This window comes from Pseudokineococcus lusitanus, from assembly GCF_003751265.1.
Classification (GTDB): domain Bacteria; phylum Actinomycetota; class Actinomycetes; order Actinomycetales; family Quadrisphaeraceae; genus Pseudokineococcus; species Pseudokineococcus lusitanus.
In genome coordinates this window covers 264,203-288,921 of record NZ_RJKN01000002.1, presented here as the reverse complement: position 1 = coordinate 288,921, position 24,719 = coordinate 264,203, and the positions used below count along the sequence as shown (strand labels likewise).

At 78.0% G+C, this 24,719-nt stretch carries 16 protein-coding genes and 2 tRNA genes; 10 read left to right on the top strand and 8 right to left on the bottom strand.

The window, feature by feature from the left end:
• The first annotated feature begins 90 nt into the window (after window positions 1-90).
• The 3 genes from EDC03_RS04555 (at window position 91) to EDC03_RS04545 (ending at window position 4,654) form a co-directional block, all read left to right on the top strand.
• Complete coding sequence (locus EDC03_RS04555) at window positions 91-945, top strand: sugar ABC transporter permease (RefSeq protein WP_123379289.1); 855 nt, start codon at window positions 91-93, stop codon at window positions 943-945.
• Window positions 942-2,852 (top strand): glycoside hydrolase family 13 protein, encoded by a 1,911-nt coding sequence (locus EDC03_RS04550; protein WP_123379013.1) that lies wholly within the window; start codon window positions 942-944, stop codon window positions 2,850-2,852. Before EDC03_RS04555 ends, EDC03_RS04550 begins: the two co-directional genes overlap by 4 nt.
• 104 nt (window positions 2,853-2,956) lie before the next feature.
• A complete protein-coding gene (locus tag EDC03_RS04545) occupies window positions 2,957-4,654 on the top strand; it encodes a glycoside hydrolase family 13 protein (protein WP_123379288.1) in 1,698 nt (565 codons plus the stop codon).
• Between the two features lie 38 nt (window positions 4,655-4,692).
• Here the strand turns inward: EDC03_RS04545 and EDC03_RS04540 are convergent, their stop codons facing one another.
• The gene (locus EDC03_RS04540) at window positions 4,693-5,217 is read right to left on the bottom strand and encodes a hypothetical protein (RefSeq protein ID WP_123379012.1); all 525 of its coding nucleotides are present in this window, start codon (window positions 5,215-5,217) and stop codon (window positions 4,693-4,695) included.
• A gap of 247 nt (window positions 5,218-5,464) precedes the next feature.
• On the opposite strand from EDC03_RS04540, the gene EDC03_RS04535 reads away from it, so the two are divergent.
• Window positions 5,465-5,695 carry a DUF6458 family protein gene (locus EDC03_RS04535; protein WP_123379011.1) on the top strand — a complete coding sequence of 77 codons (231 nt, stop codon included), beginning with the start codon at window positions 5,465-5,467 and terminating at the stop codon, window positions 5,693-5,695.
• A gap of 73 nt (window positions 5,696-5,768) precedes the next feature.
• Here EDC03_RS04535 and EDC03_RS04530 read toward each other — a convergent pair whose 3' ends face one another.
• The 6 genes from EDC03_RS04530 to recC all read right to left on the bottom strand — a co-directional run bounded on the left by EDC03_RS04530 (window position 5,769) and on the right by recC (window position 17,705).
• On the bottom strand, window positions 5,769-6,875 hold the full coding sequence (locus tag EDC03_RS04530) for an acyl-CoA desaturase (protein WP_123379010.1): 1,107 nt from the start codon (window positions 6,873-6,875) through the stop codon (window positions 5,769-5,771).
• 112 nt (window positions 6,876-6,987) lie between these two features.
• On the bottom strand, window positions 6,988-7,809 hold the full coding sequence (locus EDC03_RS04525; protein WP_241967029.1) for a GAF and ANTAR domain-containing protein: 822 nt from the start codon (window positions 7,807-7,809) through the stop codon (window positions 6,988-6,990).
• Window positions 7,806-8,528 (bottom strand): GAF and ANTAR domain-containing protein, encoded by a 723-nt coding sequence (locus tag EDC03_RS04520; protein WP_123379009.1) that lies wholly within the window; start codon window positions 8,526-8,528, stop codon window positions 7,806-7,808. Before EDC03_RS04520 ends, EDC03_RS04525 begins: the two co-directional genes overlap by 4 nt.
• A 95-nt stretch (window positions 8,529-8,623) precedes the next feature.
• The gene (recD, locus tag EDC03_RS04515; protein ID WP_123379286.1) at window positions 8,624-10,540 is read right to left on the bottom strand and encodes an exodeoxyribonuclease V subunit alpha; all 1,917 of its coding nucleotides are present in this window, start codon (window positions 10,538-10,540) and stop codon (window positions 8,624-8,626) included.
• Window positions 10,537-14,205 carry a UvrD-helicase domain-containing protein gene (locus EDC03_RS04510; RefSeq protein ID WP_199719937.1) on the bottom strand — a complete coding sequence of 1,223 codons (3,669 nt, stop codon included), beginning with the start codon at window positions 14,203-14,205 and terminating at the stop codon, window positions 10,537-10,539. Before EDC03_RS04510 ends, recD begins: the two co-directional genes overlap by 4 nt.
• Complete coding sequence (gene recC / locus EDC03_RS04505; protein ID WP_123379008.1) at window positions 14,202-17,705, bottom strand: exodeoxyribonuclease V subunit gamma; 3,504 nt, start codon at window positions 17,703-17,705, stop codon at window positions 14,202-14,204. Before recC ends, EDC03_RS04510 begins: the two co-directional genes overlap by 4 nt.
• A gap of 322 nt (window positions 17,706-18,027) precedes the next feature.
• On the opposite strand from recC, the gene EDC03_RS04500 reads away from it, so the two are divergent.
• A complete protein-coding gene (locus EDC03_RS04500) occupies window positions 18,028-19,167 on the top strand; it encodes a PP2C family protein-serine/threonine phosphatase (protein ID WP_158674202.1) in 1,140 nt (379 codons plus the stop codon).
• A gap of 59 nt (window positions 19,168-19,226) precedes the next feature.
• Here EDC03_RS04500 and EDC03_RS04495 read toward each other — a convergent pair.
• Window positions 19,227-19,300: transfer RNA gene (locus EDC03_RS04495), tRNA-Gly, on the bottom strand.
• Between the two features lie 118 nt (window positions 19,301-19,418).
• Here EDC03_RS04495 and dcd point away from each other — a divergent pair.
• From dcd to EDC03_RS04470, 5 genes are all read left to right on the top strand, one after another.
• Window positions 19,419-19,994, top strand: a complete 576-nt coding sequence (gene dcd, locus EDC03_RS04490) for a dCTP deaminase (RefSeq protein ID WP_123379284.1) — start codon at window positions 19,419-19,421, stop codon at window positions 19,992-19,994.
• A 433-nt stretch (window positions 19,995-20,427) separates the two neighbouring features.
• Window positions 20,428-21,720, top strand: a complete 1,293-nt coding sequence (locus EDC03_RS04485) for a multidrug effflux MFS transporter (protein ID WP_422393792.1) — start codon at window positions 20,428-20,430, stop codon at window positions 21,718-21,720.
• A 126-nt stretch (window positions 21,721-21,846) separates the two neighbouring features.
• A tRNA-Ser gene (locus EDC03_RS04480) sits at window positions 21,847-21,933 on the top strand.
• Window positions 21,934-22,058: 125 nt separating this feature from the next.
• A complete protein-coding gene (locus EDC03_RS18550; RefSeq protein ID WP_123379005.1) occupies window positions 22,059-23,051 on the top strand; it encodes a cold-shock protein in 993 nt (330 codons plus the stop codon).
• Between the two features lie 251 nt (window positions 23,052-23,302).
• Window positions 23,303-24,583 carry a M14 family zinc carboxypeptidase gene (locus EDC03_RS04470; RefSeq protein WP_123379004.1) on the top strand — a complete coding sequence of 427 codons (1,281 nt, stop codon included), beginning with the start codon at window positions 23,303-23,305 and terminating at the stop codon, window positions 24,581-24,583.
• Window positions 24,584-24,719: the final 136 nt, after the last annotated feature.

Sequence of the window (24,719 nt, the reverse complement as noted above, 5' to 3'; positions counted from 1 at the left end):
CAGACCGGCGCCCCCGTCCCGCCCGCCCGGCTCGCCGACCCGGCCGGCGGCGGCCCCTCGTCGCCGACTGCACCGCCCGTCGCCCACCGCATGAGCCGCGGCCGCTGGTGGCGCGAGGTCGGCTGGCGGCACGTCGTCGGGCTCGCGGCGGTCGCCTTCGCCGTCTTCCCGATCCTCTACATCGTCTCGGCGGCCTTCAACCCGCTCGGCAGCGTCGTCTCGACGAACCTCATCCCGCGCGAGCTGAGCCTCGTCAACTTCCAGGCGCTGTTCTCCGACCCCTCGCGGCCCTTCGGCCGGTGGATGCTCAACACGCTCGCGGTGTGCACCGCGGTGACGGTCATCCAGGTCTCGTGCAGCGCGCTGGCGGCGTACGCCTTCAGCCGCTTCCGGTTCCGCGGGCGGCGCGGCGGGCTGCTCGCCCTGCTGCTCATCCAGATGTTCCCGCAGATCCTCGCGACGATCGCGCTGTTCCTGCTCTTCACCGAGCTGGGCACGGTCGTCCCCGCCATCGGCCTCAACACCCTGCTCGGCTACATCCTCGTCATGTGCGGCAACGCCTTCGCGCAGGTGTGGCTCATCAAGGGCTTCTTCGACTCGATCCCGCAGTCCCTCGACGAGGCCGCCACGGTCGACGGCGCCGGGCACGCGACGATCTTCTTCCGCATCCTCCTGCCGCTGCTGCAGCCGATCCTCGCCGTCACCGGCCTGCTCGCCTTCGTCGGCGTCATCAGCGAGTTCCTCATCGCCTCGATCTTCCTGCGCGAGGCAGGCGTCCGGACGGTCGCCGTCGGCCTGTGGTCCGTCATCGAGAACGACCGCTCGAACAACCTCGGGCTCTTCGCCGCGGGCGCGCTGCTCACGGCCATCCCCGTCGTGCTGCTCTTCCAGTACCTGCAGCGCTTCATCGTCGGCGGCATCACGGCGGGCGGGGTCAAGGGGTGACCCACGAGCTCTCCGCCCCGCACCACGACGGCTCCGCCCGCTGCGTCGGCACGTCGTCGCCCGCCCTCGGCGAGCGCGTGCCCGTCCGGGTGCTCGTCCCCGACGCGGCGGACGGCTCCGCGTGGGGCGGGGAGGTGCACCTCCGCCAGCTCCGGGACGGCGAGCCGCTGCTGCGGGCCGCCGAGCCGGACGGTCGCGACCCCGGGGGCACGTGGTTCGCCGTCGAGGTCGAGGCCCGCAACCCCGTCACGTCCTACCGCTTCCTCCTGTCCGGCCGGGACGGCGCCGGCCGGCCGGCGCACCGCTGGCTCACCGGCGAGGGGACGACGGCCCGCGACGTCACCGACGCCGCCGACTTCCGGCTCCTCGCCTCCGAGGGGCCGGCGGACTGGGTGGCCGACCAGGTGGCCTACCAGGTCTTCCCCGACCGCTTCGCCCGCTCCGGCGCCGAGCGGGAGACGCCGTCGTGGGCCGACCGCGCCGCCTGGGACGACGCGGTGGTGCACCGCGGGCCCGGCGTCGGGCGGCAGTGGTTCGGCGGCGACCTCGACGGGATCGCCGCCCACCTCGACCACGTCGAGTCCCTCGGCGCCTCGCTGCTGTACCTCACGCCCTTCTTCGAGGCCCGCTCCAACCACCGGTACGACGCGGTGACCTTCGACCGCGTGGACCCGGTGCTCGGCGGCGACGAGGCCATGCGCCGGCTCGTCGACGCCGCGCACGCGCGGGGCCTGCGGGTCATGGGCGACCTCACGACCAACCACACCGGCGTCGAGCACCCGTGGTTCCGCGCGGCCGTCGCCGACCGCACCTCCGAGGAGGCGGGCTACTACCGCTTCCTCGAGGACGACCCGATCGGCTACGAGACGTGGCTCGGTGTCGACACGCTGCCCAAGCTGGACCACTCGTCGGCCGCCCTCCGGCGGCGGTTCGTCGACGGGCCCGGCTCCGTCGTCGCCGAGCACCTGCGGCGCGGGCTCGACGGGTGGCGGATCGACGTCGCCAACATGACCGGCCGCCTCGGCCCCGACGACCTCGCGGTCGAGGTGGCCCGCCTGGCCCGGGCGACGGCGCACGCCGTCAGCCCCGGCGCCTGGATGCTCGCCGAGCACTGCCACGACGCCGCCGCGGACCTCGTGGGCGACGGCTGGCACGGGGCGATGGACTACGCGGGCTTCACCCGGCCGGTCTGGGCGTGGCTCAACGGCGGCTACCCCGGTGGTCCGGGGGAGGAGCACGGCCTGCGCTTCCTCGGCTGGCCGGTGCCCGTGCCCGTGCAGCCGGGCGGCGACGTCGTCGCGACCATGCGCGCGGTCCACGCGGCGATGCCGTGGCGCTCGTGGGCGGCGTCGACGTCGCACCTCGACACCCACGACACGCCCCGCTTCCGCACCGTGACCGGGGGCGGGCGCAGCGGCCTCGCCGACCTGACGGGCCGCGGCCGCGACCGGTACGTCGCCGGCCTCGCCCTGCAGATGACGCTGCCCGGCGTCCCGACGCTCTTCGCGGGCGACGAGGTCGGGCTCACCGGCCTCGACGGCGAGCACTCCCGGACCCCCATGCCGTGGGACCGCCCCGAGGCGTGGGACGCCCCGACGCTCGACGCCGTCCGCACCTGGGGCCGGCTGCGGCGCGGCTCGGTCGCGCTGCGGCGGGGCGGCCTGCGCTGGGTCACGGCCCGCGACGACGTCCTCGTGCACCTGCGCGAGCACGCCGAGCAGCGCGTCCTCGTCCACGTCGCCCGGGCCGACCACGAGCCCGTCCGGCTGCCCCTCGCGGCCCTCGGCCTGCGGTCGGCGTCCCAGCTCGTGCCGCTCGTCGGCGGCGGCGCGACGGACGGCGGCGACGGCACGGTCGTCCTGCCGGGCGACGGCCCCGCCGCCTCGGCCTGGGCGCTCGAGGGCTGACGCCCCGGCCCGGCCGCACCTCCGCTCCCTGCTCCACCCACCACCCAGGAGATCCCGTGACCAGCACGACCACCCCGGCCCGCCGCGTCCCCGCGAGCGCCCCGGTGGCCGCCCCCACGCCCGCCGCCCCCGAGGCCCGCGACTGGTGGCGGCGCGCCGTCGTCTACCAGGTGTACCCGCGCAGCTTCGCCGACGCGGACGGCGACGGCCTCGGCGACCTGCGGGGCATCACCTCGCGCGTCGGCCACCTCGCCTCGCTCGGCGTGGACGCCGTGTGGCTCAGCCCCTTCTACCCGTCGGCGCTCGCCGACGGCGGCTACGACGTGGACGACCACCGTGCCGTCGACCCCCGCCTCGGCACGCTCGAGGACTTCGACGAGATGGTCCGGGCCCTGCACGCCGCGGGCATCCGCGTCGTCGTCGACGTCGTGCCCAACCACACCTCGGACCGGCACGCGTGGTTCCGCGAGGCGCTCGCCTCCCCGCCGGGCTCGCGGGCCCGCGGCCGCTACGTCTTCCGCGACGGGCGCGGGCCCGGCGGCCACGAGCCGCCCAGCTCGTGGCGGTCGATCTTCGGCGGGTCGGCCTGGCAGCGCGTCACCGAGCCCGACGGCACGCCGGGGCAGTGGTTCCTCCACATCTTCGCGCCGGAGCAGCCGGACCTCGACTGGTCGGACGAGGAGGTGCGCGAGGACATGCTCGAGACGCTGCGCTTCTGGGCCGACCGGGGCGTGGACGGCTTCCGGGTCGACGTCGCGCACGGGCTCGTCAAGGACGTCGACGGCCACCTCGACGTCCACGTCGAGATCCTCGACACGGGCCGGGAGGGCGGCAACCACCCGCTCTGGGACCGCGACGAGGTGCAGGACGTCTACGCGCAGTGGCGCCGCGACGTCCTCGACGCCTACGACCCGCCCCGCTCGGCCGTCGCCGAGGCGTCGGTGCACCCGCACCGCCGGGCGCGCTACGCCGACCCCCTCGGCCTCGGCCAGGCCTTCAACTTCGACCTCTTCGCCTGCGCGTGGGACGCCGGGGAGATGCGGACGGCGATCGCCGGCGGGCTGGCCCAGATGGCGGCCGGCTCCTCGGCGACGTGGACGCTGTCCAACCACGACTCCGTGCGGCACACGACCCGGTTCGGCGTGCCGCGGCGGTCCGGCGTGGGCTCGCAGGAGGCCGCCAAGGCGTGGGTGACGACGGACGGCCGCGACCCGGTCGACCTCGACCTCGGGCTCCGCCGGGCCCGCGCGGCCCTGCTCCTCGAGCTCGCGCTGCCCGGCGCCGTCTACCTGTACCAGGGCGAGGAGCTGGGGCTGCACGAGGTCGCCGACATCCCCTGGGACGCCGTCGAGGACCCGATCGCCGTGCGCTCCGGCGGGGGCGAGAAGGGCCGCGACGGCTGCCGGGTCGCCCTGCCGTGGACGCCCGACGGCACGACCTTCGGCTTCGGTCCCGAGGGCGGCGCGCTGCCGGGGATGCGGCAGCCGGCGTGGTTCGGCCCCGTCTCCGTGGCGGCGCAGGACGGCGTCGCCGGCTCGACCCTCGAGCTCTACCGGTCCGCCCTGCGCGTGCGGCGGGTGCTCACGACGGTCGACGACGGGCTGGAGTGGGTCGACGACGCCCCCGGCGTGCTGCACCTCGTCCGGCCGGGCGGGTGGCGCAGCATCACCAACCTCTCCGGGGCGGCCGTGCCGCTGCCGGTGGGCGAGCTGCTCCTCGCGAGCGACACGGACCTCGACCCGGCCGCCGTGGCGCAGGGCCGCGGGGTGCTGGCTCCCGACTGCTCGGCCTGGGTGCGCTGACCCGCCGCGCCGCCCGCCCGTCGCGCGCAGGAGCGACGTCAGGCGGTGACGAGGTCGTCGCGTGTCGTGAGGACGGCCACCTCGTCGTCGGCCGTCGTGGCCGGCGGCGGGGGGAGCTCGGCGGGGGACCCGTCGGTCGCCCGCCACCCGACGGTGTACGTGACGTCCTCGGCGGCCGGGGTCCCGGCGTCGTCGGGGAGGCCGGTCGCGCCGTCGGCGGTCCCCGCGTCCGTGCCGGGCACGGCCGGGCCGCCCGGGGGGAGCGACCCGTCGTCCCCCGGTGGCGGGGGCGGCAGCTCGCCGACGGTGCCGGTGGTCGCGCCCGCCGGGACCGACGTCACGGGCGCGGGCGCGGCCACGGCGGCCCCGATGCCCGCGCCGCCCAGGAGGCCGACGACCAGTGCGCCGGCCGCCGTCACCACGGTCGTGGCACCGGGGCGTCGTCGACGGGCCCGGCCGGTCGCCGCGGCGGCGGCAGGGGGCGCCGGCGGCGGGGGGACGTCCGTCCTGCCGTCCGCCGGGCCGGTGCCCGTCGCGGGCGTGCTGCGCCTGGTCTCGTCCATGTCCTCGTCCCGTCGTCGACGCCGCGCTCCCGCGGCCCGGCGGGACGGCTGCTCCGCCCCGTCGACGACGACCGTCGACCGCGGCGCTGTGCGGTCGCTGTGGGGAGGCCGTGGGGCCGGGACGACCCTCCCGGCCCCGTCCCGGATGGCGCCCGGGCGTCGTCGGCGCGACCATCGCGCCCACCGGTGCCGCCGCCAGGGCGGTGCCTCCACCGGTCGCCGACCCGGCGGCAGGACGGAGCTCCACATGCGCTTCGGGCTCGGGATCTTCCTCCTCGTCGTCGGCGGCGTCCTCGCCTTCGCCGTCCGCGACTCGATCGACGCCGTCGACCTCACCGTCGTCGGCTACGTCTGCCTCGCGGCCGGCGTGCTCGCGATCGTCCTGGGCGCCGTCCAGGGTGCCCAGCGGCAGCGCCGGGTCGACCGCGTCGAGTACGTGGAGGACCGCCGCGGCGACCTCCCGCCGCCGCGTCGCTGACCGCACGCCGGCACCTCCGCGCCGACGCCCCGCCGCCCTCGGGCGTCGGGGCGTCGGCGCGTGCGGCCGCGGCCTACCGGAGCCCGGCGGCCACGGGGCAGGAGAAGGTCGGCCGGGCCTGCAGGCCCACCTCGTGGAGGTGGCCGACGACCGCGCGGTAGGCGCCGAGGAAGGACGTCTCCGTGTAGGGCACCTGCTCCCGGGCGCAGTGGGCGCGCACGAGCTCCTGGGCCCGCCGCAGGTGCGGGCGGGGCATGCTCGGGAACAGGTGGTGCTCGGCCTGGAAGTTCAGACCGCCCATGACGAGGTCGACGAGCGCGCCCCCGCGCACGTCGCGGGACACGAGGACCTGCCGGCGCAGGAAGTCGACGTCGCCGCCGCGCGGGACGACGGGCATCCCCACGTGGTTGGGGGCGAAGGCGAGGCCCATGCAGACGCCGAAGACGGCGAGGTGCACGCCGAGGAAGGCGGCGCCCCGGCCGGGTCCGAGGAGCAGGAGCAGCAGGGCGAGGTAGACGACCCAGTGGGTGGCGACGAGTGCGGCGTCCAGGGGGCGACGGCGCAGCGGCGCCCGGTCGAGGAGGCGGCTCGTGCTGTCGACGTGGAGGTTCAGGCCCTGCAGCAGCAGGAGCGGGAAGAAGGCGTAGCCCTGGCGGCGGGTCAGCCAGGCGAGGGCGCCGCGGCGGTCGCGCGCCGCCTCCGGCGTGAACGACAGCACCTTCGACTCGACGTCGCCGTCGAGGCCGCGCTGGTTCGGCCCCTGGTGGTGGCGCGTGTGCTTGCCGAGCCACCAGCCGTGGCTGAGCCCGCAGCACAGGCTCGCGAAGGTCCGGCCGGCCCACTCGTTGGCCCGGGCCGAGGTGAACATCTGACGGTGCGCGCCGTCGTGGCCGAGGAAGGCGCACTGCGTGAGCACGAGCGCCAGCGCGGCGGCCGGCAGGAGCACGAGCCAGCTGTCCCGCAGCAGCACCGCGGCGGCGACGACGACGGCGAGGGCACCGACGGCGGCACCCATGCGGCCCAGGTACCAGCCGCGCCGCCGGGCGAGCAGCCCTGCGGCGCGGACCTCGCGGGCGAGCTCGGTGTAGGAACTGGTCTGGCGGTGCGCGCGGGCCCGGCCCGCGGGGCGTGGCGGCGCGGCGGTGGCCGCGGCCGGGAGGAGGTGGACGACGTCGCTCATGGCGGACCCCTGGGCGTGAGGTGGAGGCGCAGCCGGGTCCGGGGCGGCGGGATGTCGTCCTCAGCCTGGCGGTCTCCCGGCGAGGGGGCCAGCCGGGCGGGCGTGCGGCCGCTCAGCGCCGCCGGTCGGCAGCCCGGGCGCCGGGGGCGGCGGGGGCGGCGGGGGCCATGACGACGTCGGCCGCGAGCGTGCCGTCGATGACGTCGGCGGACACCGCGGCCAGCGCGAGCCCGTGGCCGCGGGCGTAGCGCCTCATGGCGGTGAAGGCGTCGCCGACCGAGACGCCGGAACGGGCGGCGAGGACGCCCTTGGCCTGCTCGACGGCGATCCGGCTGTGGAGGGCGGCCTGCAGCTGCTCCGACAGCACGGTCTGCTCCCGGAGCGAGCGCTCCTGGAGAAGACCGATGGTCGCGACGTCCGCCATGGCCTGGCCGACGACGACGTCGTGGTCGTCGAGGGGCCGACGGCGGTCGGTGAAGAGGTTGAGCGCCCCGATGACCCGTCCTCGCAGGCGCAGCGGCAGGGCGTGGGTGTTGCCGAAGCCCGTGGCCTCCGCGGCCTCGGTGAAGCGCGGCCAGCGCCGCGCCGACTCCTCGAGGTCGACGTTCGTCAGCGCCTCGCCGCTGGCGAAGCAGTCGAGGCAGGGCCCCTCGTCCGTCTGGAGCTCGAACACCTCGAGGAGGCGCGCCCGCTCGGTCGTCGAGGCGACGAGCTGGAGGCTGCCGCGCTCGTCCGCGAGCATGAGACCGGCGGCGTCGGCCCCGAGCAGCTCGACGCACCGCTCGGTGAGGGTGGTGAGGAAGTCCGTCACGTCGAAGTCGTCGACGAGGGTGTCCGCCAGCTCGACGAAGACCTCGGCCAGGCGCTGCTGCGCGTTCATCGTCGTCCCCTTGCGGTCGTGGTCGGGAGGTCCGGTCTCGTCCGTGGCGGTCACGGGAAGGGGTCCCGGACGTCGAGCGTGCCGTCGACGACACCGCGGGCGACGTCGGCGACGGGCACGCCGAGGGTGTGCGCGCGGGCCCTCAGGAGGACGAGCGCCGACTGCAGCCCGAGGCCGGTCTGGACGGCCAGGACGCCCGTCGCCTGGTGCACGACGGCCCGGCCGTGTTCGAGGCCGAGCGCCGTGGGTGCGTCACCGGGTGCGACGCCCGCCGTGGCCTGGTCCTGGAGGTGCAGGAGGAGGGCGGTGGCGGCGTCGGCGAAGGCGAGCGACTCCGCGAGGTCGCCGTCGACGAGCGGGCCGGGGGCGTCGCGGTACAGGTCGAGCACGCCCAGCCGGATCTCGCCGACGCGCAGCGGCAGGGCGAAGACGGCGCACGCGCCCAGGGCCATGGCCCGCCCCGCGAAGGTCGGCCAGCGCCGGCGCCCGGCCTCTGCGAGGTCCGGCACGAGCACGGCCCGCCCCGTCGCGCTGCTCTCGACGCACGGCCCCTCGCCGAGGGTGAACTGCAGCTCCTCGAGCCCCGTCGCCACCTCGTCCGAGGCGGCGACCGTGCCGGCCGGCTGGCCCCGCGCCATGAGCAGGACGGCCGCGCCCGTGACGGGCAGGGAGCGGGCGCACCAGGCGACGAGGCGGTCGGCCGAGGGCGTCGGCGAGGTGACCTCCTCGTCGAGGAGGCGGTGGAGGATCTGCCGCGAGCGGTAGGACTCCATACGTCCTCACCCGGGCGTCGGTACGTGGCGACCGAGCACGGCCCTCGTGGGTGACAGTAGGGCCGTCATGGCATCCCCGGTGGTCGGGCCGCCCGTCAGCCGCCCCTGAGGCGTTCCCGCAGGCCGGACGCCCGGGCGGCCGGGCGCGCCACGGCGGCGAGCAGCGCCTCGGCGTCACCGACGACGCGCACGCGCTCCCGGGCGCGGGTCAGGGCCGTGTAGAGGGTCTCCCGCGTCAGCAGGGGCGAGCCCGCGGGCGGGAGGACGAGGGTCACGGCGTCGAACTGGCTCCCCTGGCTGCGGTGGACCGTCATGGCGTGCAGGGGGCGGGTGCTCGGCAGCCGGCCCAGCGGGAGGAGCCGGGGTGCGCCCCCCACGCCGACGGCGGCGGCGAGACCGCCCTCGCCGTCGTCGACGAGCACCGCGACGTCCCCGTTGGCGAGGCCCGTGGCCGGGTCGTTGACCGTGACGATGAGCGGCTCGCCGACGTGGTGGCCGTCGGCCCGGCGGACGCGGGGCAGCCCGGCGGCGACCTCGGCGGCGCGGGTCCAGCGCTCGGCCAGCTCGCCCCAGCGACGCAGGCCGCGGGGCCCGGCGCGGTGGGCGGTGAGCAGGCGGTGGCGGTCGAGCGCGGCGAGGGCGGCCCCGCCGTCGCCCGCCCTCGCCGCCGCCCCGAGCGCGGTGGCCGAGGCGACGACGTCGTCGCGCACCGCGTCGAGGGCGCTCTCCGGCACGGCGTCCGCCGTCGTGAGGACCAGGGTCGCCCCCGGCTCGCCGGCCGTCAGCACGGCGAGGGCCTCCTCGCCGCGACCCTCGCGGACGGCGGCGGCGAGCGAGCCCACGACGCCGCCGAAGCGGCGGGTCGTCCGCAGCACGCCCACGCCGTCGCGGACCGTGACGGGGCGGTGCGCGGCGTCGGGGCGGCCGGAGGTCTGCCCCACGGGCAGCGCGCCGGCGCGGGCGAGGGCGTCCGCCAGCCGCGGGTGACGGTCCTGCGGCCCGGCGTCGGCGTCCACGAGGTCGCCGAGCACGGTCCCCGCCTCGACGGAGGCCAGCTGGTCGGGGTCGCCGACGAGCACGAGCCGGGTCTGCGGGCGCAACGCCTCGAGCAGCCGGGCCATGAGCGTGAGGGAGACCATCGAGCTCTCGTCGACGACGAGGACCTCGAGCGCCAGGCGGTCCGAGCGGTCGTGCCGGAAGCGGTGGCGCGCGCCGGGCCGCCAGCCGAGCAGCCGGTGCAGCGTCGTCGCGGGCAGCTCCCCCAGCCGCTCGCGGTCCTCCTCGGGCAGCCGCGCCGTCGAGTCGCGGACGGCCTCGGCCAGGCGTGCGGCCGCCCGCCCGGTGGGGGCGGCGAGGGCCACCCGCCACGTCGGGTGCTGCTCGCGCAGCAGGGCGACGACCTTGGAGACCGTCGTCGTCTTGCCGGTGCCGGGCCCGCCGGCGAGCACGGACACGCGGGCGAGCGCGCAGCCGGCGGCCGCCTCGCGCTGGTCGGCGTCCTGCGGCGCGAACAGACGGTCGAGCGCCCGCCCGAGCACGGCCGGGTCGAGGTCGTCCGGGACGTCGGCGGCCCGGGCGGCGAGCTCCCGCGCGACGAGCTCCTCCTGGTCGCGGTAGCGCCCGAGCCACACGCGGCTGCCCTCCACGCGCAGCGGCCCGCCCGCCAGCGGGCTGGCGGCCACGCGGGCCGCCCAGTCCGCGCCCGGCCAGGCGGGGCCGTCGTCGGGGACGTCGGTGCCGGCCCCGGCGTCGGGGGCGTCGTCCTCGTCGACGTCGTCGGCGGCGGTCGTCTCCTGCGCCGTCCGCAGGTCGACGACGACCGACCCCTGCCGGGTCGAGCGGACGACGAGGGCCGCGGCGAGCAGCACGGCCTCGTCGTCCTCGCCCCCGAGCACGCCGAGGCGCTGCGCGACGTGGACGTCGGCGGCCTGGAGGAGCCCCGCGCGGTTGAAGTCGCGGAGCAGGCCCGTCGCCCGCAGCGCCACGTCGCCCGCCCGCGGGTCGCCCGTCACGGGGTGCCCCCCGACCGACCGGCGAGGTGGTCGGAGGCCGCGACGACGAGCGCCGGCGGCGTCGCCCACGCCATGACGCCGGGGACCGTGCCGTCCGCGGCGGGCGTCACGTCCGGCCCGACCATCCCGCGGACGAAGAGGTACAGCGCCCCGCCGAGGTGCCGGCCCGGGTCGTACCCGGGCAGGCGCCAGCGGAGGAAGCGGTGCAGCGCCACCTGGTACAGCAGCGCCTGCAACGGGTAGTGCGCGGCGACCATCGCGTCCTCCATCGCCGTCGGGCGGTAGTCCCGCGCCGTGAGCGGCTGCTCGGGCGTGCCGAGCCGGTTGGTCTTGTAGTCGACGACGACGTAGCGCTCGCCGTCGCCGTCCTCCACGGGCAGCCGGAGGACGGCGTCCACGCTGCCGGTGAGGTAGCCGCGCAGGTCGGTGCCGTCGCCGCCCGTCCCGTGACCGCCGGGGCCCCCGGCCGTGAGGTCGGCCAGGGCGTCGGCGTACCCGGCCAGGGGGCCGTCGGGGCAGTGCCGGCGCCACAGCGGGACGAGCCCGGCCAGCGTCGGGCGCCCCGCCGCGGTGCCGGGGTCGTCGCCGCCCGCGAGCGGCAGCTCGAAGTCCAACTCGGGCAACCGGTCCCGCGCCGGCACGTCGACGAGGCACCGGCCGCCGGCGAGCGGCCCGAGCGGGGTCCGCAGGGCGAGGTCGAGGCCCGACGTCAGCACGTCGACGTCGAGCACGAGCCCCTGCGCCGCCGTGTGCTCGGCCACGAGGTCCCGCAGGGCGCGGTCGGGCCCCGTCCCGTCGGCCGGCGGCAGGGTCGAGGGGTCCAGCTCCTCGAGGACCGCGTGCACGAGGACGCCGAAGCGCGCGCTGCCCGCGAGCGCGTCCCACGCGGACGGGACGGCGGGGACCTCGTCGCCCGGCGCCCCCGTCCCGGGCGTGCCGGGGCCGGCGGGCAGCCGCTCGTCGTCCTCGACAGCGCCCTCGGGCTCCCCGAGCGCCGTGCTCCCGGTCGGCACGGGCCCCGCCGGGCCGGCGTCGTGGGCCGCCGCCGTCAGCGCGCTGTAGGAGGTCCGCCGCCAGGACGTGTCGAGGTCGCGGCGCCACGTCGCGGCGGACAGCCCGGCGGTGGCGCGCTCGGGCGGCACCCAGGGCGTGCGCGCCGGCGGGCCGGCGACCCGCTCGACGACGAGGGAGCCGTCGCCCGCGGCGGCGCGGGCCCCGAGCGCGGCGAGGACGTCGTCGTCGGACGGCACGGGCACCACGGTCGGCGGGACCCCGTCGTCGCCGGGCGCGCCGGGCAGGACGGCGGACGTGCCCGGGGGGCGGTGCAGCAGCAGCCGGTGCAGCGGTCCCCTCCCGGTGTTCGTCGTGCCGGCCCACCAGGCGGTGAGGTGCCCCGCGGCCCGGGTGAGGGCCACGTAGGCCAGCCGCAGCTCCTCGTCGGACTCCGCCCGGTGGTGCTCACGGACGTGCTCGGCCCAGCGCGGGCCACCGACGCCACCGACGTCGCGGCAGCGCCGCCCGTCGGCGTCGTGCACGAGGGCCGTCGACGGCTTGCTGTTCTGCCACATGTCCCACGCGAAGGGCACGAGGACGGCGGGGAACTCGAGCCCCTTGCTCGAGTGGACGGTGAGGACCTGGACGGCGGCGGCGTCGGACTCCAGGCGCCTGCTGCGCTCGACGACCCCGTCGCGGCCGGCCTCCTCCACCTGCTCGCGCAGCCACGCGAGGAGCGCGGAGACGCCGAGGCCGTCGCGCACCGCCGTCTCGTGGAGCACCTGCCCGACGTGGCGGAGGTCGGTGAGCCGCCGTTCGCCGCCGACCTGCCCCAGCAGCCGCTCGGCGAGGCCCGCCGGCCGGTCCGGCCGCGGCCGCTGGACCGCCTCGAGCAGCGCGCCGACGCCGCGGCCGTCGAGGAGCCGCGCCCACGCGCGCACCCGCAGCCCGAGGTCGTCGACGAGCGCGTCGCCCCCCGCGTCGAGCGACGCCGCGTCGTGGCCGCCGAAGGCGCCGAGCGCGAGCAGCCGCACGCGGGCGCCCCGCTGCGGCTGCTCGAGCGCCTCGAGGAGGACCGCCCAGTCGTGGGCGGCCGGGGTGGTGAAGACGCTCGTGCGGCCCCCGACGACGACCGGCACCCGGACCCGCTCGAGCGCCTCGCGGACCATCTGCGCCTGCGCGTTGGTGCGGACGAGCACGGCGACGTCCCCCGGCGCGAGCGGACGCTGCCCGACCTCGGTGGGGGGAGGCGGGCCGTCCGGGGCGGACGACGGGTGGTCGGCGCGGCGCCGGCGCTCCGGCATCGTCGTCGTCACCTCGCCACCCACGAGTTCCACGACCTGGGCGGCGACGTCCGCCACGACCCGCTGCCGCATGCCCGGGACGCGTGCGAGCCCGTCGCGCGTCAGCGGCAGCGCGTCGCGGGGGACCACCCGTAGGCGCACCGGCGGGACGCCGTGCAGGCGCCGCCCGACGAGGCGGGCGGCCAGCGGCCGGACCCGGATGCGCGCGTCCCCGAGCGCCGCGCCGGCGAGGACGGCGTCGAGGCCGCGCAGGACCGGCTCGTCGCTGCGCTGGTTGGTGGCCAGCGTCCGGAGGTCGCCCGCCGCGTCGCGCGCCTCGAGGTAGGCGCGCACGTCGGCGCCGCGGAAGCCGTACACCGCCTGCTTGGGGTCGCCGACGAGGACGAGGGCGCGGGCCACCCCGGTCTCGGGCGCGGCGGCGGAGTCCGCGTCGTGGAAGGCCGCGCGCAGGACCCGCCACTGCACGGGGTCGGTGTCCTGGAACTCGTCGACGAGGACGACGCGGTGCTGCGCCCGCAGCCGGGCCCGCGCACGGGGCCCGCCGTCCGGGTCCTCGAGCACCTGCGCGAGCCGCAGCAGCAGGTCGTCGTAGCCCATCTGCCCGGCCGCCCGCAGCCGCCGCTGGACCTCGGCGCGCACCGCGCGGCCCACCCGCGCCCGCAGCGCCGGGAGGGCGGGCACGTCCGCCTCGTCCTCGCGGGGGAGCAGCTCGGTCGCCGGGTCGGACGCCGCGACGACGGCGAGGTCGCGGAAGGCCTCGGGGGTGAGGGCGGGCTCGTCAGCGCCCGGCACGCCCCAGCGCCGCAGGTAGAAGTCGTGCGCCACCTCGTCGACGACGTCGCGGACGTCCTCGACGAGCTCGGTCCGCGGGTCGTGGTCGGCCCCGGCGCCCAGGGTGAGGAGCACGCGCTGGCAGAAGCCGTGCGTCGTCGTCACCGTGGCGGCGTCGAAGGACGCCAGCGCGTCGGCGAGCCGCCGGTGGCGCAGGGCGACGGCGTCGGGTCCCCCGACCCGCAGCATCCGCAGCAGCTCGTCGGGGTCGTCCTCCGGGGCCGGGCGGGCCGTCGCGGCGGTGCCGCCGAGGTCGTGCGCGAGGACGTCCCGCGCCTCGACGAGGCGGGCCCGGACGCGCTCGCGCAGCTCGCGGGTCGACTCGCGGCTGAAGGTCATGACGAGCAGCCGGTCCACGGGCAGGCCGGCCTCGGCGACGTAGCGGGCGACGAGCGCGGCGATCGTCCACGTCTTGCCGGTCCCGGCGCTCGCCTCGAGGAGGGTCGTGCCGCGCGGCAGGGGGTCGGCCAGCCGGAAGGGCAGGGGCGCGCCCGGGTCCTCCGCCGGCGGCGTCCCCGTCGTGGTCGCGTCGCTCACGCCGCCCCTCCCGTCCCGCCGGCCTCCACGTCGAGGAGCCGGTCCCACACCCGCCGGGCCAGCGCCCCGAAGCGGGTCGTCTCGTCGGGCGCCCAGCCCGGGCCCTGCTCGGCCGCGGTGCGGGGGGCCGCCCACAGCCCGGCCGCCGGCAGCTCGCGCCCGTGGAGCAGCACGTGCTCGCGGTCGGCCGCCTCGCCGGGGAAGCGGTCGCTCTCCCACCTCCGCGTCGCGGCGTCCTGCGCGGCGAGCACGCTGCCGCCGCCCCGCCGGCGGGCGGCGTAGGCCTCGGACGCCTTGAGCGCCAGGGGGAGCGGCTCGTCGAGTCCCGCCCGGTGCAGGGCGACCAGCTCGGCGAGCGCGGTCCGTGCGTCGTCGGGGGCCAGCGGGCCGAGGACGCAGCGCGCCGCCCCGCCGTCGCCGCCGGCCCGGCCGACGGCGACCGCGCGCCACGCCGCCGTGCCGTCCGTCCCCGTCGGGGCGCCCGCGGAGAGCGCCAGGAGGTCGAGCCACGCGAGCAGCCGGTGCTTCGGGCCGAGGCGGGACGCGGTGAGCTGCAGCGCGACGTCCCCGCGCACGCCGCCGACCGTCCCGACGAGGCGGACGGGCGGGCCGCCGCCGGGCAGCACGCCGAGGTCGGCGTCGACGTCGACCGCCCCCGGCGGGAGCGCCCGCTCGGCCTCGGAGGCGCGGACGACGTCCTCCACCTCGCGGCCCACGCCCCGCAGGTAGCGCTCGCCGAGCGGTCCGGGCGGCAGGTCGCCGCGGTGGAGCTCCACCTCGAGCAGCCCGGCGACGTCGTCGCCGGCCACCCGCCGGTCGAGCAGCCGCTGCGCCAGCGCCCACCGCTCCAGGCCGTCGGGGTCGAGCGGCAGGGCGTCGTCCGGCTCCTCGTCGGGACGGACGACGGAGACCTCGAGCCGCTGGCGCCAGAAGGCGCGGACCGGGTGGAGGAGGAAGGCCCGCAGGTCCGAGAGCGAGACCTCCGCCGCGGGCGGGCGCGGCGGCAGGGGGCCGTCGAGCAGCGGGGCGGGCAGGTGCCGTTCGCCCGCGGCCGCCCGCGCCGCCGCGAGGGCACCGCCGTCGAAGCTGAAGGGCCGTCCCCCGCTCGCCGCCGTGCCCTCGCCGGTCGGCGGGCGGCGGAACGCGCGCGGGTCGAAGGGCTGGAGCGGGTGCGACGTCGTGACGACGTCCCGGACCCGCCCGCCCGGCACCGTGGCGGTCCGGTCGAGGGCGTCGAGCAGCTCGTCCACCGGGACGGCGGGGGGCACGGGCGCGCCGGTGCGCTCGTCGGCGCCGGTGACGACGACGAGGAGGTGCTCGCCCGCGGCGGCGACGGCGTCGAGGAGCAGCTGGCGGTCCTCGCTGCGCGGGTCGTGCTCGCCCGTCCACGGGTCGCGGGTGAGGAGGTCGTCGCCGTCGACGGCGCTGCGGCGCGGGAAGGCGCCGTCGTCGAGGCCGAGGAGGCACACGACCCGGCTGGGCACCGAGCGCATGGGCACGAGGGTGCAGACGGTGAGGGCGCCGGTGCGGAAGCCGGCACGGGTCGGGCGGCCCACGAGCAGGTCCGCGAGGAGGACCCGCACGTCGGCGACGCCGAGGAGCGCCCCCGAGGCGCCCTCCGCCGCGGCCGCGAGCTCGCGGTGCAGCTGGGCGGTCTGCCACGGCCCGTCGGGCTCGGGCGCCGCGAGGCCGAGGACGACGTCCTCGAGCCCCGCCGCCCACGCGGCGGCGTCCCGCCGCCCGGCCAGGTGGGCCGCCGCGGCGTCGAGCCGGTCCACGAGCTCGGCGAGGTGGCCGGCGAGCGTGACGTCGGAGCTGTCGACGTCGTCCAGCGGCACGACGCCGCCGAGCAGGAGCCCCGCCCCGCCCGGGCCGTCGGGGTCGGTCGCGGCGGGGTCGGCCGCGGTCGGCAGCCCCTCGACGGCGGCGCCCAGCAGCAGGCGGTCGAGCCCCGCGCGCCACGTGCCCTGCGTCAGGCCGCCGAGGCCCCAGGCGCCGCGGTGGTCCTCGTCGAGGCCCCAGCGCACGCCCGCGGCGACGACCCAGCCGCGGAGCCGCTCGAGCGCGTCGTCGTCGAGGCGGAACCGCCGCCGCACGGCCGGGTGGCCCGCGAGGTCGAGCACCGCGGTGGCCGGCACCCGGGACCCCGCGAGGTCGAGGACCTGGGCGAGGACCTGCAGCAGCGGGTTCTCGCGGCGCGGCGCGCGGTCGGCCACGCGCACGCGCAGGTGCCGGACGGGGTGGTCGGGCCCGCCCGGCGCACCGGCCGACCCGTCCCCGTCGAGGACGTCCACGGCCCCCGCGCCGAAGGCCGCGGCGACGAGCGGGGCGAAGGCCTCGACGTCGGGGCACAGCACGAGGACGTCGCGCGGCTCGAGCGTGGGGTCGTCGGCGAGCAGGCCCAGCACCGCCTCGCGCAGCACCTCGACCTGCCGGACCCGGCCGTGGCAGGAGTGCAGCCGCACGCTCGTGTCGCCGGGCGGCGGGGGCGGCGGGTCGGTCGGCACCTCGTCCCGGGCGAGGGCGTGCTGGAGCCGCTGCAGCAGAGGCGTGCCCGCCGTGACCGCCGCCGGGGCGCCACCGGGCAGGTGCTCGTCGTGGGAGCCCGCGGAGGCGCCCTCGCCGACCAGCCCCGTGAGGCGCAGCAGCTGCTGCAGCTCGAGGAGGTCGCGGCCGAGGGAGCCGAGCAGGGGCTCGCGCAGGGCACGCCGCACGGCGTCGTCCCGACGACGGCGCGGGGCGGGCGCGGCGGCGGCGGCCGCCCACAGCGCCGGGCTGGCGTGGTGGAGCCACAGGTGCACCTCGCGGTGCGCGGCCAGGGCGCCGAGGACGGCGAGGCGCGCGGGCGACAGGCGGGTGGGTCCGTAGACCGACAGCCGCGCGGGCAGGTCGACCTGCTCGGGCGCGAGGCGCAGCCGGGTGCAGGCGTCCTCGAGGAGCTCGGCGGGCGACGGGCCGAGCCGGGCGCGCAGCCGCCGCCAGACGTCGATCTGCCACCGGAGGTCCTCGGGGACGGTGCCGTCGTCGCCGTCGGACCACCCGCCGGCGGCCCAGTCGACGAGCATCCCCGGGCGGGCGCGCCCGTAGCCCGCGAGGCGGCGGGCGAGCTGCTGGACGGCGGCCATCCGTCGGCCGTCCTCGGCGAGCGCCCGGTCCAGGGGCGTGCCGCCCTCCTCGAGCACCTCCAGCAGCGGCCACGCGGACCGGCCGGCGGACCACGCCTCGACCGCCACGGCGTGCTCCTCGGACACGGCCGACACGGCGTCGTCGAGCACCCGCCCGGGCCGCGGCATGTCGACGCGCGCGCAGACGCCGTCGGGCGCCCCGCCCCCCGACGCCCCGAGCTCGTGGGACAGGCGCTGGGCGATCCACCGCTCGACGCCCTGCGCGGGCACGGCGACGACGTCGCGCGCGAAGGGGTCCTCCGGCGGCACGGCGAGCACCGCCGCCAGCCCCCGCACGAGCGCCTCGGCGCTCTCGCTGCGGTGCACCACGAGCACGCGCGTCCCCCTCCGCCCCCGTCGCCGACGTCGTCCGCCAGCGGCCCTGCGCAGGCTAGGAGAGACCGCCGACACCCGGGCCCGGCGGTCCAGCACCCGCCGCCCCGGGGGCCGTCGGCACGGACGCGCGACGTCGGCCCTCCCACCCTCCGACGTGTGACCTCGTCGGGCGTGCCCAGCCCCGGAGCCCCGACGTGTGGCCGTGTCGGGGTCTTCGGCCGGACGCGGACCGCGACGCGTGGCCACGTCGGGTCCGCCTGCCGCCGAGGACGTCCTGCCCGACGGCCCGCGCGCGGGCGTCGGCCCCGGCATGATGCGGGGGGTGGCGCCCCTGTCCCCGCACGAGCGCGACGTCCCCGTCCACGCGGGCGTGCGCCGGAGCCGGCGCTGGGTGTGGCTGGGGCTGCTGACCTCGCTGCTGCTCACCGTGCTCGACGTGGGTGGCGGGGCGGCCACGGAGGCCACGGTGGCGGCCAACCTCTCCGGCGCCTTCGCGCTCGCCCCGGCCCTCACGGGCATCGGCGGGTCGCCGCGCCAGGTGGCCTTCGTCGGGGCCGTCGCGACGCTGCTCGCCCTGGGGCTGGGGCTCGCCGACGGCCTCCCGACGGGCTCCTGGCTCGTCCAGACCGCCGTCGTCGCCGTGGGCGCCGGGGTGGCGGGCACGGTCGCCGCCGCCCGGACCCGCCAGCTCGCGCAGCTGCAGGACCGGCGCCAGGCCGCGCGCACCCTCCAGGCGGCCCTGCTCACCCACCTCCCCGCGACCGAGGGGCTGGAGCTCGTCAGCCGCTACCTGCCGGCCAGCGCGGGCGACCAGGTGGGCGGCGACTGGTACGACGCCGTCGTCGCCGCGGACGGCGCGACGGTGCTCGTGCTCGGCGACGTCGTCGGGCACGACGTCCGCGCGGCCGCGGACATGGGGCAGGTCCGGGGGCTGCTGCGCGCCTACGCCGTCGAGGGCGGCCAGGGTCCGGCGCGGCTGCTCGCGCGGGTCGACGAGTCGCTGGCCGGCTTGGGGCTCGACGTGCTGGCGACGGTCGTCGTCGTGCGGGTCGAGCGGGGCGCCGGGCCGGCGGGGGAGCGCAGCCTCGTGTGGTCGAGCGCCGGCCACCCGCCGCCGATGCTCGTGAGGACCGACGCCGCCGGTGCCCCTGCGGTCGAGCGGCTGCAGGCGAAGGGCGAGCTGCTGCTGGGCGTCTTCCCGGAGACCCGGCGCAGCGACCACACGACCGTCCTCCCCGCGGGCGGGACTCTCCTGATGTCGAGCGACGGGCTCACCGAGCGGCGCGACCGGCCGCTGGCGGAGGGCCTCGACCTCCTGGCCCGCACGCTCGGCGAGGTGGCCGCGGCCGTCCCGACCACGGACGCCCTCGTCGACGAGGTGCTGGCTCGGATGGTCGGCGACGAGCACACCGACGACGTCGCGGTGCTGGCCGCCCGGGTGACGGCCTCACCCGCGGCCTAACGCCCGGCCGGCCCCGGACGCACGAGAGCCCGGACCCTGCCGGGCCCGGGCTCTCGTCGTGGAGCGGGTGACGGGAATCGAACCCGCGCTATCAGCTTGGGAAGCTGAAGTTCTGCCACTGAACTACACCCGCAGCGCCCTCCGGGACGGCGAGATCCCGGGGAGCGCGGCGAGCATACCCGGACGTGCGCGGCGCCCGTGCCGCCTCCCGCACGGGCGACCCGCCCGCGGCCGACCGCTACGGTGCGCCGGTGCTGCTCTCCGACCGGGACATCCGCGCCGAGCTCGCCGCCGGCCGCGTGGTGCTGGAGCCGCTGGACGAGGCGATGGTGCAGCCGTCCAGCGTCGACGTGCGGCTCGACCGCTTCTTCCGGCTCTTCGACAACCACAAGTACGCGGTCATCGACCCGTCCGAGGAGCAGCCCGACCTCACCCGGCTCGTCGAGGTCGACCCCGACGAGGCCTTCGTCCTGCACCCCGGCGAGTTCGTCCTCGCGTCGACGTACGAGGTCGTCACGCTGCCCGACGACGTCGCCGCCCGCCTCGAGGGCAAGTCCAGCCTCGGCCGCCTCGGCCTGCTGACGCACTCGACCGCCGGCTTCATCGACCCGGGCTTCTCCGGGCACGTGACGCTCGAGCTCTCCAACGTCGCGACCCTCCCCATCACGCTGTGGCCGGGCATGAAGATCGGGCAGCTCTGCTTCTTCCGGCTCTCGTCGGCGGCCGAGAACCCGTACGGCTCGGGCGTCCACGGCTCGCGGTACCAGGGCCAGCGCGGCCCGACGGCCAGCCGCTCCTCGCTGAACTTCCACCGCACCTCGGTCTGAGGCGGCTGCCGCCGTCGTGCGACAGGTGATGGTCGGGGCGCTCCGGCGTCGTCGCAGGTCACGGGGTCGCGCTCCCGAGCAGGGGCGAGCAACGCCTGTCGCCTGACGGCTGTCACCCGCCGTCGGCCGTCGGCGCGCGCAGCCGCGGCGCTCCCGCAGCACGCAGAACGGACGTGACCGACCCCCGTCCACGATGCGACCCTTCCGGCGGGACGGGAACAGATGCCGAGGGCACCTGCTTGCCGCCTCACAGGTGCGCAGCGACGCCACCACACCAGGACCTGCCATCCCGGGTGTGTGCTCGCACGCCCCGACCGAGAGCCGAGACGTGACCGCCACCCCCCGCCAGTCCGCACCGCCCCACGTGCCCAGCGCCCGCACCGCCCCGCCCGGCCCCTCCCGGCCGGGTGACGTCGCCACCGACCCGGCGGGCGTGCCCGAGGGCGTGCCGACCGGTGTCCCCGCCGAGGTCGACGGCCACGCCGACGAGGTCCTCCCCGACGCCGGCGCGTCGTGGTCGACGGCGCAGCGCGTCCGGCTCGTCGTCGTGCTCGGCGTCCTCGTGGCCCTCGGCCCGCTGACGATCGACCTCTACCTCCCCGCGCTGCCGGCCATCTCCGAGCAGCTGCTCGCCACCGAGGCGCAGGTCCAGCTCACCCTCACCGGGCTCCTCGCGGGTCTCGCGCTGGGGCAGCTGGTGCTCGGCCCGCTGACCGACCGCCTCGGACGCCGCCCCGTCCTCATCACGGGCGTCGCCGTCCACGGCCTCGCGTCGGTGCTGTGCGCCCTGGCGCCGTCGATCGAGCTGCTCACCGCCGCCCGCGTGCTGCAGGGCGCCGCGGCCGCGGCCAGCGCCGTCGTGGCGCTCGCCGTCGTCCGCGACCTCTTCAGCGGCGTGGCCGCGGCCCGCACGCTGTCCCGGCTCACGCTCGTCATGGGCGCGGCGCCGATCATCGCACCGGCCCTCGGCGGCTTCCTCCTCGTCCACACGAGCTGGCGCGGCGTGTTCGTCGTCCTCGCCGGCCTCGCGGTCGTCCTCGTCGTCGTCGCCGCGACGATGCTGCCGGAGACGCTGCCCGTCGAGCGGCGTCGTCGGGGCGGCGCGCTCGAGGTGGCCCGCACCTACGGCGGCCTCCTGCGCGACCGGCGCTTCGTCGGCCTCGTGCTCGTGGCCGGCTTCGCCTTCTCCATCCTCTTCTCCTACGTCTCCGGCTCCTCGTTCGTCCTCCAGCAGGAGTTCGGGCTGAGCCAGCAGCAGTACGCGCTGGCCTTCGGCGCCGGGGCGGTCTCGCTCATCGGCGCGACGCAGGTCAACCCGTGGCTCGTCGAGCGCGTCCACCCGGCCCGCGTCATGCAGGTCGCCCTCGTCGCCGCCGTCGTCTTCACCGCCGCCCTGCTGGTGCTCGTGGCCACGGGCACCGGCGGCGTCGTCGGCCTCCTCGTGCCCGTGTGGCTGACGCTCGGCGCGGTCGGCTTCGTCCTGCCGAACGGCCCCGCGCTGGCCCTCACCCGCCACGGCCGCTCCGCCGGCACCGCGGCGGCGCTGCTCGGCTGCGCGCAGTTCGGCGTCGGCGCCCTCGCGGCGCCGGTCGTCGGCCTCATCGGCGGCGGCGCGCTCGGCATGGCCACCGTCATGGTCGCCGCGGCGGTCGTGGCCCTGGTCCTGCTCTCGCTCGTGGTGCAGCCGCGCGCGCTCGTGGCCGCCGAGGCCCGCGCGCACGCCTGACCCGACCGACCCCGGCCCGGCACGGAGGGGCGCCTCCCGCACGCGCGGGAGGCGCCCCTCCGTCGTCCCGGCCGTGGCCCCGGGCCGGGTCCGGCAGGATGGCGGGGCGCTCCCGAGGGGGCGCGAGGAGGGCTGGCCGAGCGGCCGAAGGCGGCAGTCTTGAAAACTGCTGGGCGGGCGACCGTCCCGTGGGTTCGAATCCCACGCCCTCCGCGCACCCCGCCGGGGGCGGTGCCACGGGCCCCCGCGGCCCCCCGCGGCCCCCGGGCGCGGTCGGGCGGACCCGTCCGCGTCCGCGACACTGGACCCCCACCCACCGCCCTGCCCTGGAGCCGCTCGTGCCCGCCGCCACCGTCCGCTGGTTCGACGTCGACCGGGGCTTCGGCTTCCTGGCCCCGGAGGACGGCTCCGACGACGTCTTCGTCCACGCCTCCGACGTGCTCGGCGGCGACGGCGAGCGCACCCTCCGCGAGGGCCAGGTCGTCGACTTCGAGGAGGGCGAGGGCCCCCGGGGCCCCGTGGCCCTCCGCGTCCGCGTCACGGGCGACACCGCGCCCGACGTCGCCCTCGGCGTGCTCGGCACCGTCGCCTGGTTCGAGCCGACCAAGGGCTACGGGTTCCTCATCCTCGACGGCGGGGGTCCCCAGGTCTTCGTCCACGGCTCCGCCGTCCTCGGCGGCGCGGTGCTCGCCGAGGGCCAGCGCGTCGCCTTCCTCGTCGGCGAGGGGGAGAAGGGCCCGCAGGCCGAGCACGTGCTGCCGCTCGCCGACGGCGAGGGCACCGCGGGCCCGGCCGCCGCGGCCGCGGACGGCGCCGACGGCACCGTCCAGTTCTTCGACGAGGAGAAGGGCTTCGGCTTCGTCGCCCCCGACTCCGGCCGCGGCGACGTCTTCGTCCACGCCCGGGCTCTCACGGGCGGGCTGACGTCGCTCGCCGAGGGCGACCGCATCGCCTTCGACGTCGTCCAGGGCGACCGCGGCCCCGCGGCGCAGGACGTGCGTCTCGTCGGCGGCGAGCCGCGCCGTGCCCCGGCCGGTCGCGACCGGGCGCCGCGCGACGCCGGTCCTCGCGGTGAGGGCCGGGGCGGAGCGCCGGCGCGTGGCAGCTCCTCGCGGGGCGGTGCCCCCGTCCGCGGCGGGGAGGGCGTCGTCGCCCGCTTCGACGCCGAGCGCGGCTTCGGCTTCATCCGGCCCGACGCCGGCGGGGACGACCTCTTCGTCCACGTCTCGGTGCTGCGCGGCGTCGTCGCGCTCGCCGAGGGCGACCACGTGCGCTTCGGCGTGCGGCAGAGCGACCGCGGGCCGCAGGCGGACCGGGTCGAGCTGCTCTGACCACCCGGGCGGGCGCTGCTCCGCCGCCCACGACCGCCGCCGACGGGCGGGACGCCGCGGCGTCCCGCCCGTCGGCGCGTGAGGCGACGCCGCCTCCCGTGTGAGGTCGGCCACTTCTGCCCCGATGTGCCCCGAAGTGCCCGAGGGCCGTTGACCGCGACTGGACCAAGGGTTTAGACAAAGCGGACACATGGCGCAGACGCCCGGGACCGGCCCGGGGGCGGCGCCGTGCCCCGAGCCCTGGAGCCGCCGTGCGCCACGCCGCCCGCCCCCGTCCCGCCCGTCGTCGCGCCACCGACGCACTCGCGGGGCTGCCGCTCGTCCTCGGGACCGTCGTCGCCGTCGGGGCGACCGCCCCCGCGGCCACCGCGGCGGCGTCGTCGTCGCCGCCCTGCGTGACGCAGGTCCGTGACAACCCCATCACCCAGTTCACCGACCACGCCGAGCTCGGCCGCGAGCTCGACCGGCTCGTGCGGGTCAGCGAGGGGCGGGTCACCTACCGCGAGGTCGGGCGCAGCAACCGGGACCGGGAGATCTGGGCCGCCACCGTCGGCACCGGTGACCAGGTGATGCTGCTCAACGCCGAGATCCACGGCAACGAGAAGGTCGGCCCGGACGCGCTGCTGCGGGTGCTCGAGTGGCTCGGGACGTCCTCGAGCCGCGAGGCCCAGCTGATCCGCGACCGCGTGACCGTCGTCGCCGTCCCCAAGCTCAACGCGGACGGCGCCGAGCTGGACCGTCGCGGGAACGACCGCACCTGGGCCGAGGTCGTCGAGGACTTCCCGCAGCTCGCCACCGCGGCGCCGGCGTGGAACTACATCACCCGCGTCCAGCAGGGCGACGACTACACGAGCCGCCCCGGCTTCGACCTCAACCGCGACTTCCACGCGGACCTCGACTACGTGCCCGACCCGGCCGACCTCCCCGGCGACGGCTCGCAGTTCGGCTTCTTCATCAGCCCGGAGTCGCAGGCGCTGCGCGACCTCTACGTCGAGCTCGACGAGCAGTTCGACGGCGTCGACGGCTTCCTCGACATCCACCACCAGGGCGCCTGCGTGGCCCGCGACGACACCGGCGAGCTCATCGACGTCGCCGTCGACTACCCGCCGCTGCCCGACTGGGAGTTCGAGGAGGGCGGCAAGTACGCGCCCTACGAGAACGCCCAGGACCCGTCGCGGCAGCTGGCCATCTCGGCGTTCAACGGCATCGAGGCGGCGGGCTACCTCGGCGTCCGCTACGGCCACGCGCCCGAGCGCGACCTGCCCGGCCAGGCCCGGTCGGCCTTCGCGCTCAACGGCACGAGCACGGTCCTCTTCGAGATCCGCGGCCAGACGCAGACCCTCGGCCAGCGCGGCCGGGAGCGCTTCACCCGGGCGACGGTGGCCGGGGTCCAGCAGATGCTGCGCGACGCCGCCACGGGCGCCGTCGACCGGATCGACCCGTCGACCTACGACAGCCTGCCCGGCAGCATCACGGCGACGCCGGAGGGCCGCGCCACCGCCCTCGCCGCCGACCCGGTCGAGATCGACTGACCGGCACCGCCCGCCGTCCCGCGACCGCCTCCCTCCCCGCCCGGGGAGGGAGGCGGTCGTGGCAGGCTGGGACGTGGCGCTGCCGCCGGCGCCCCGGACGCGCAGCCGCGCCGGAGACCCGCCCAGGAGGCACCCC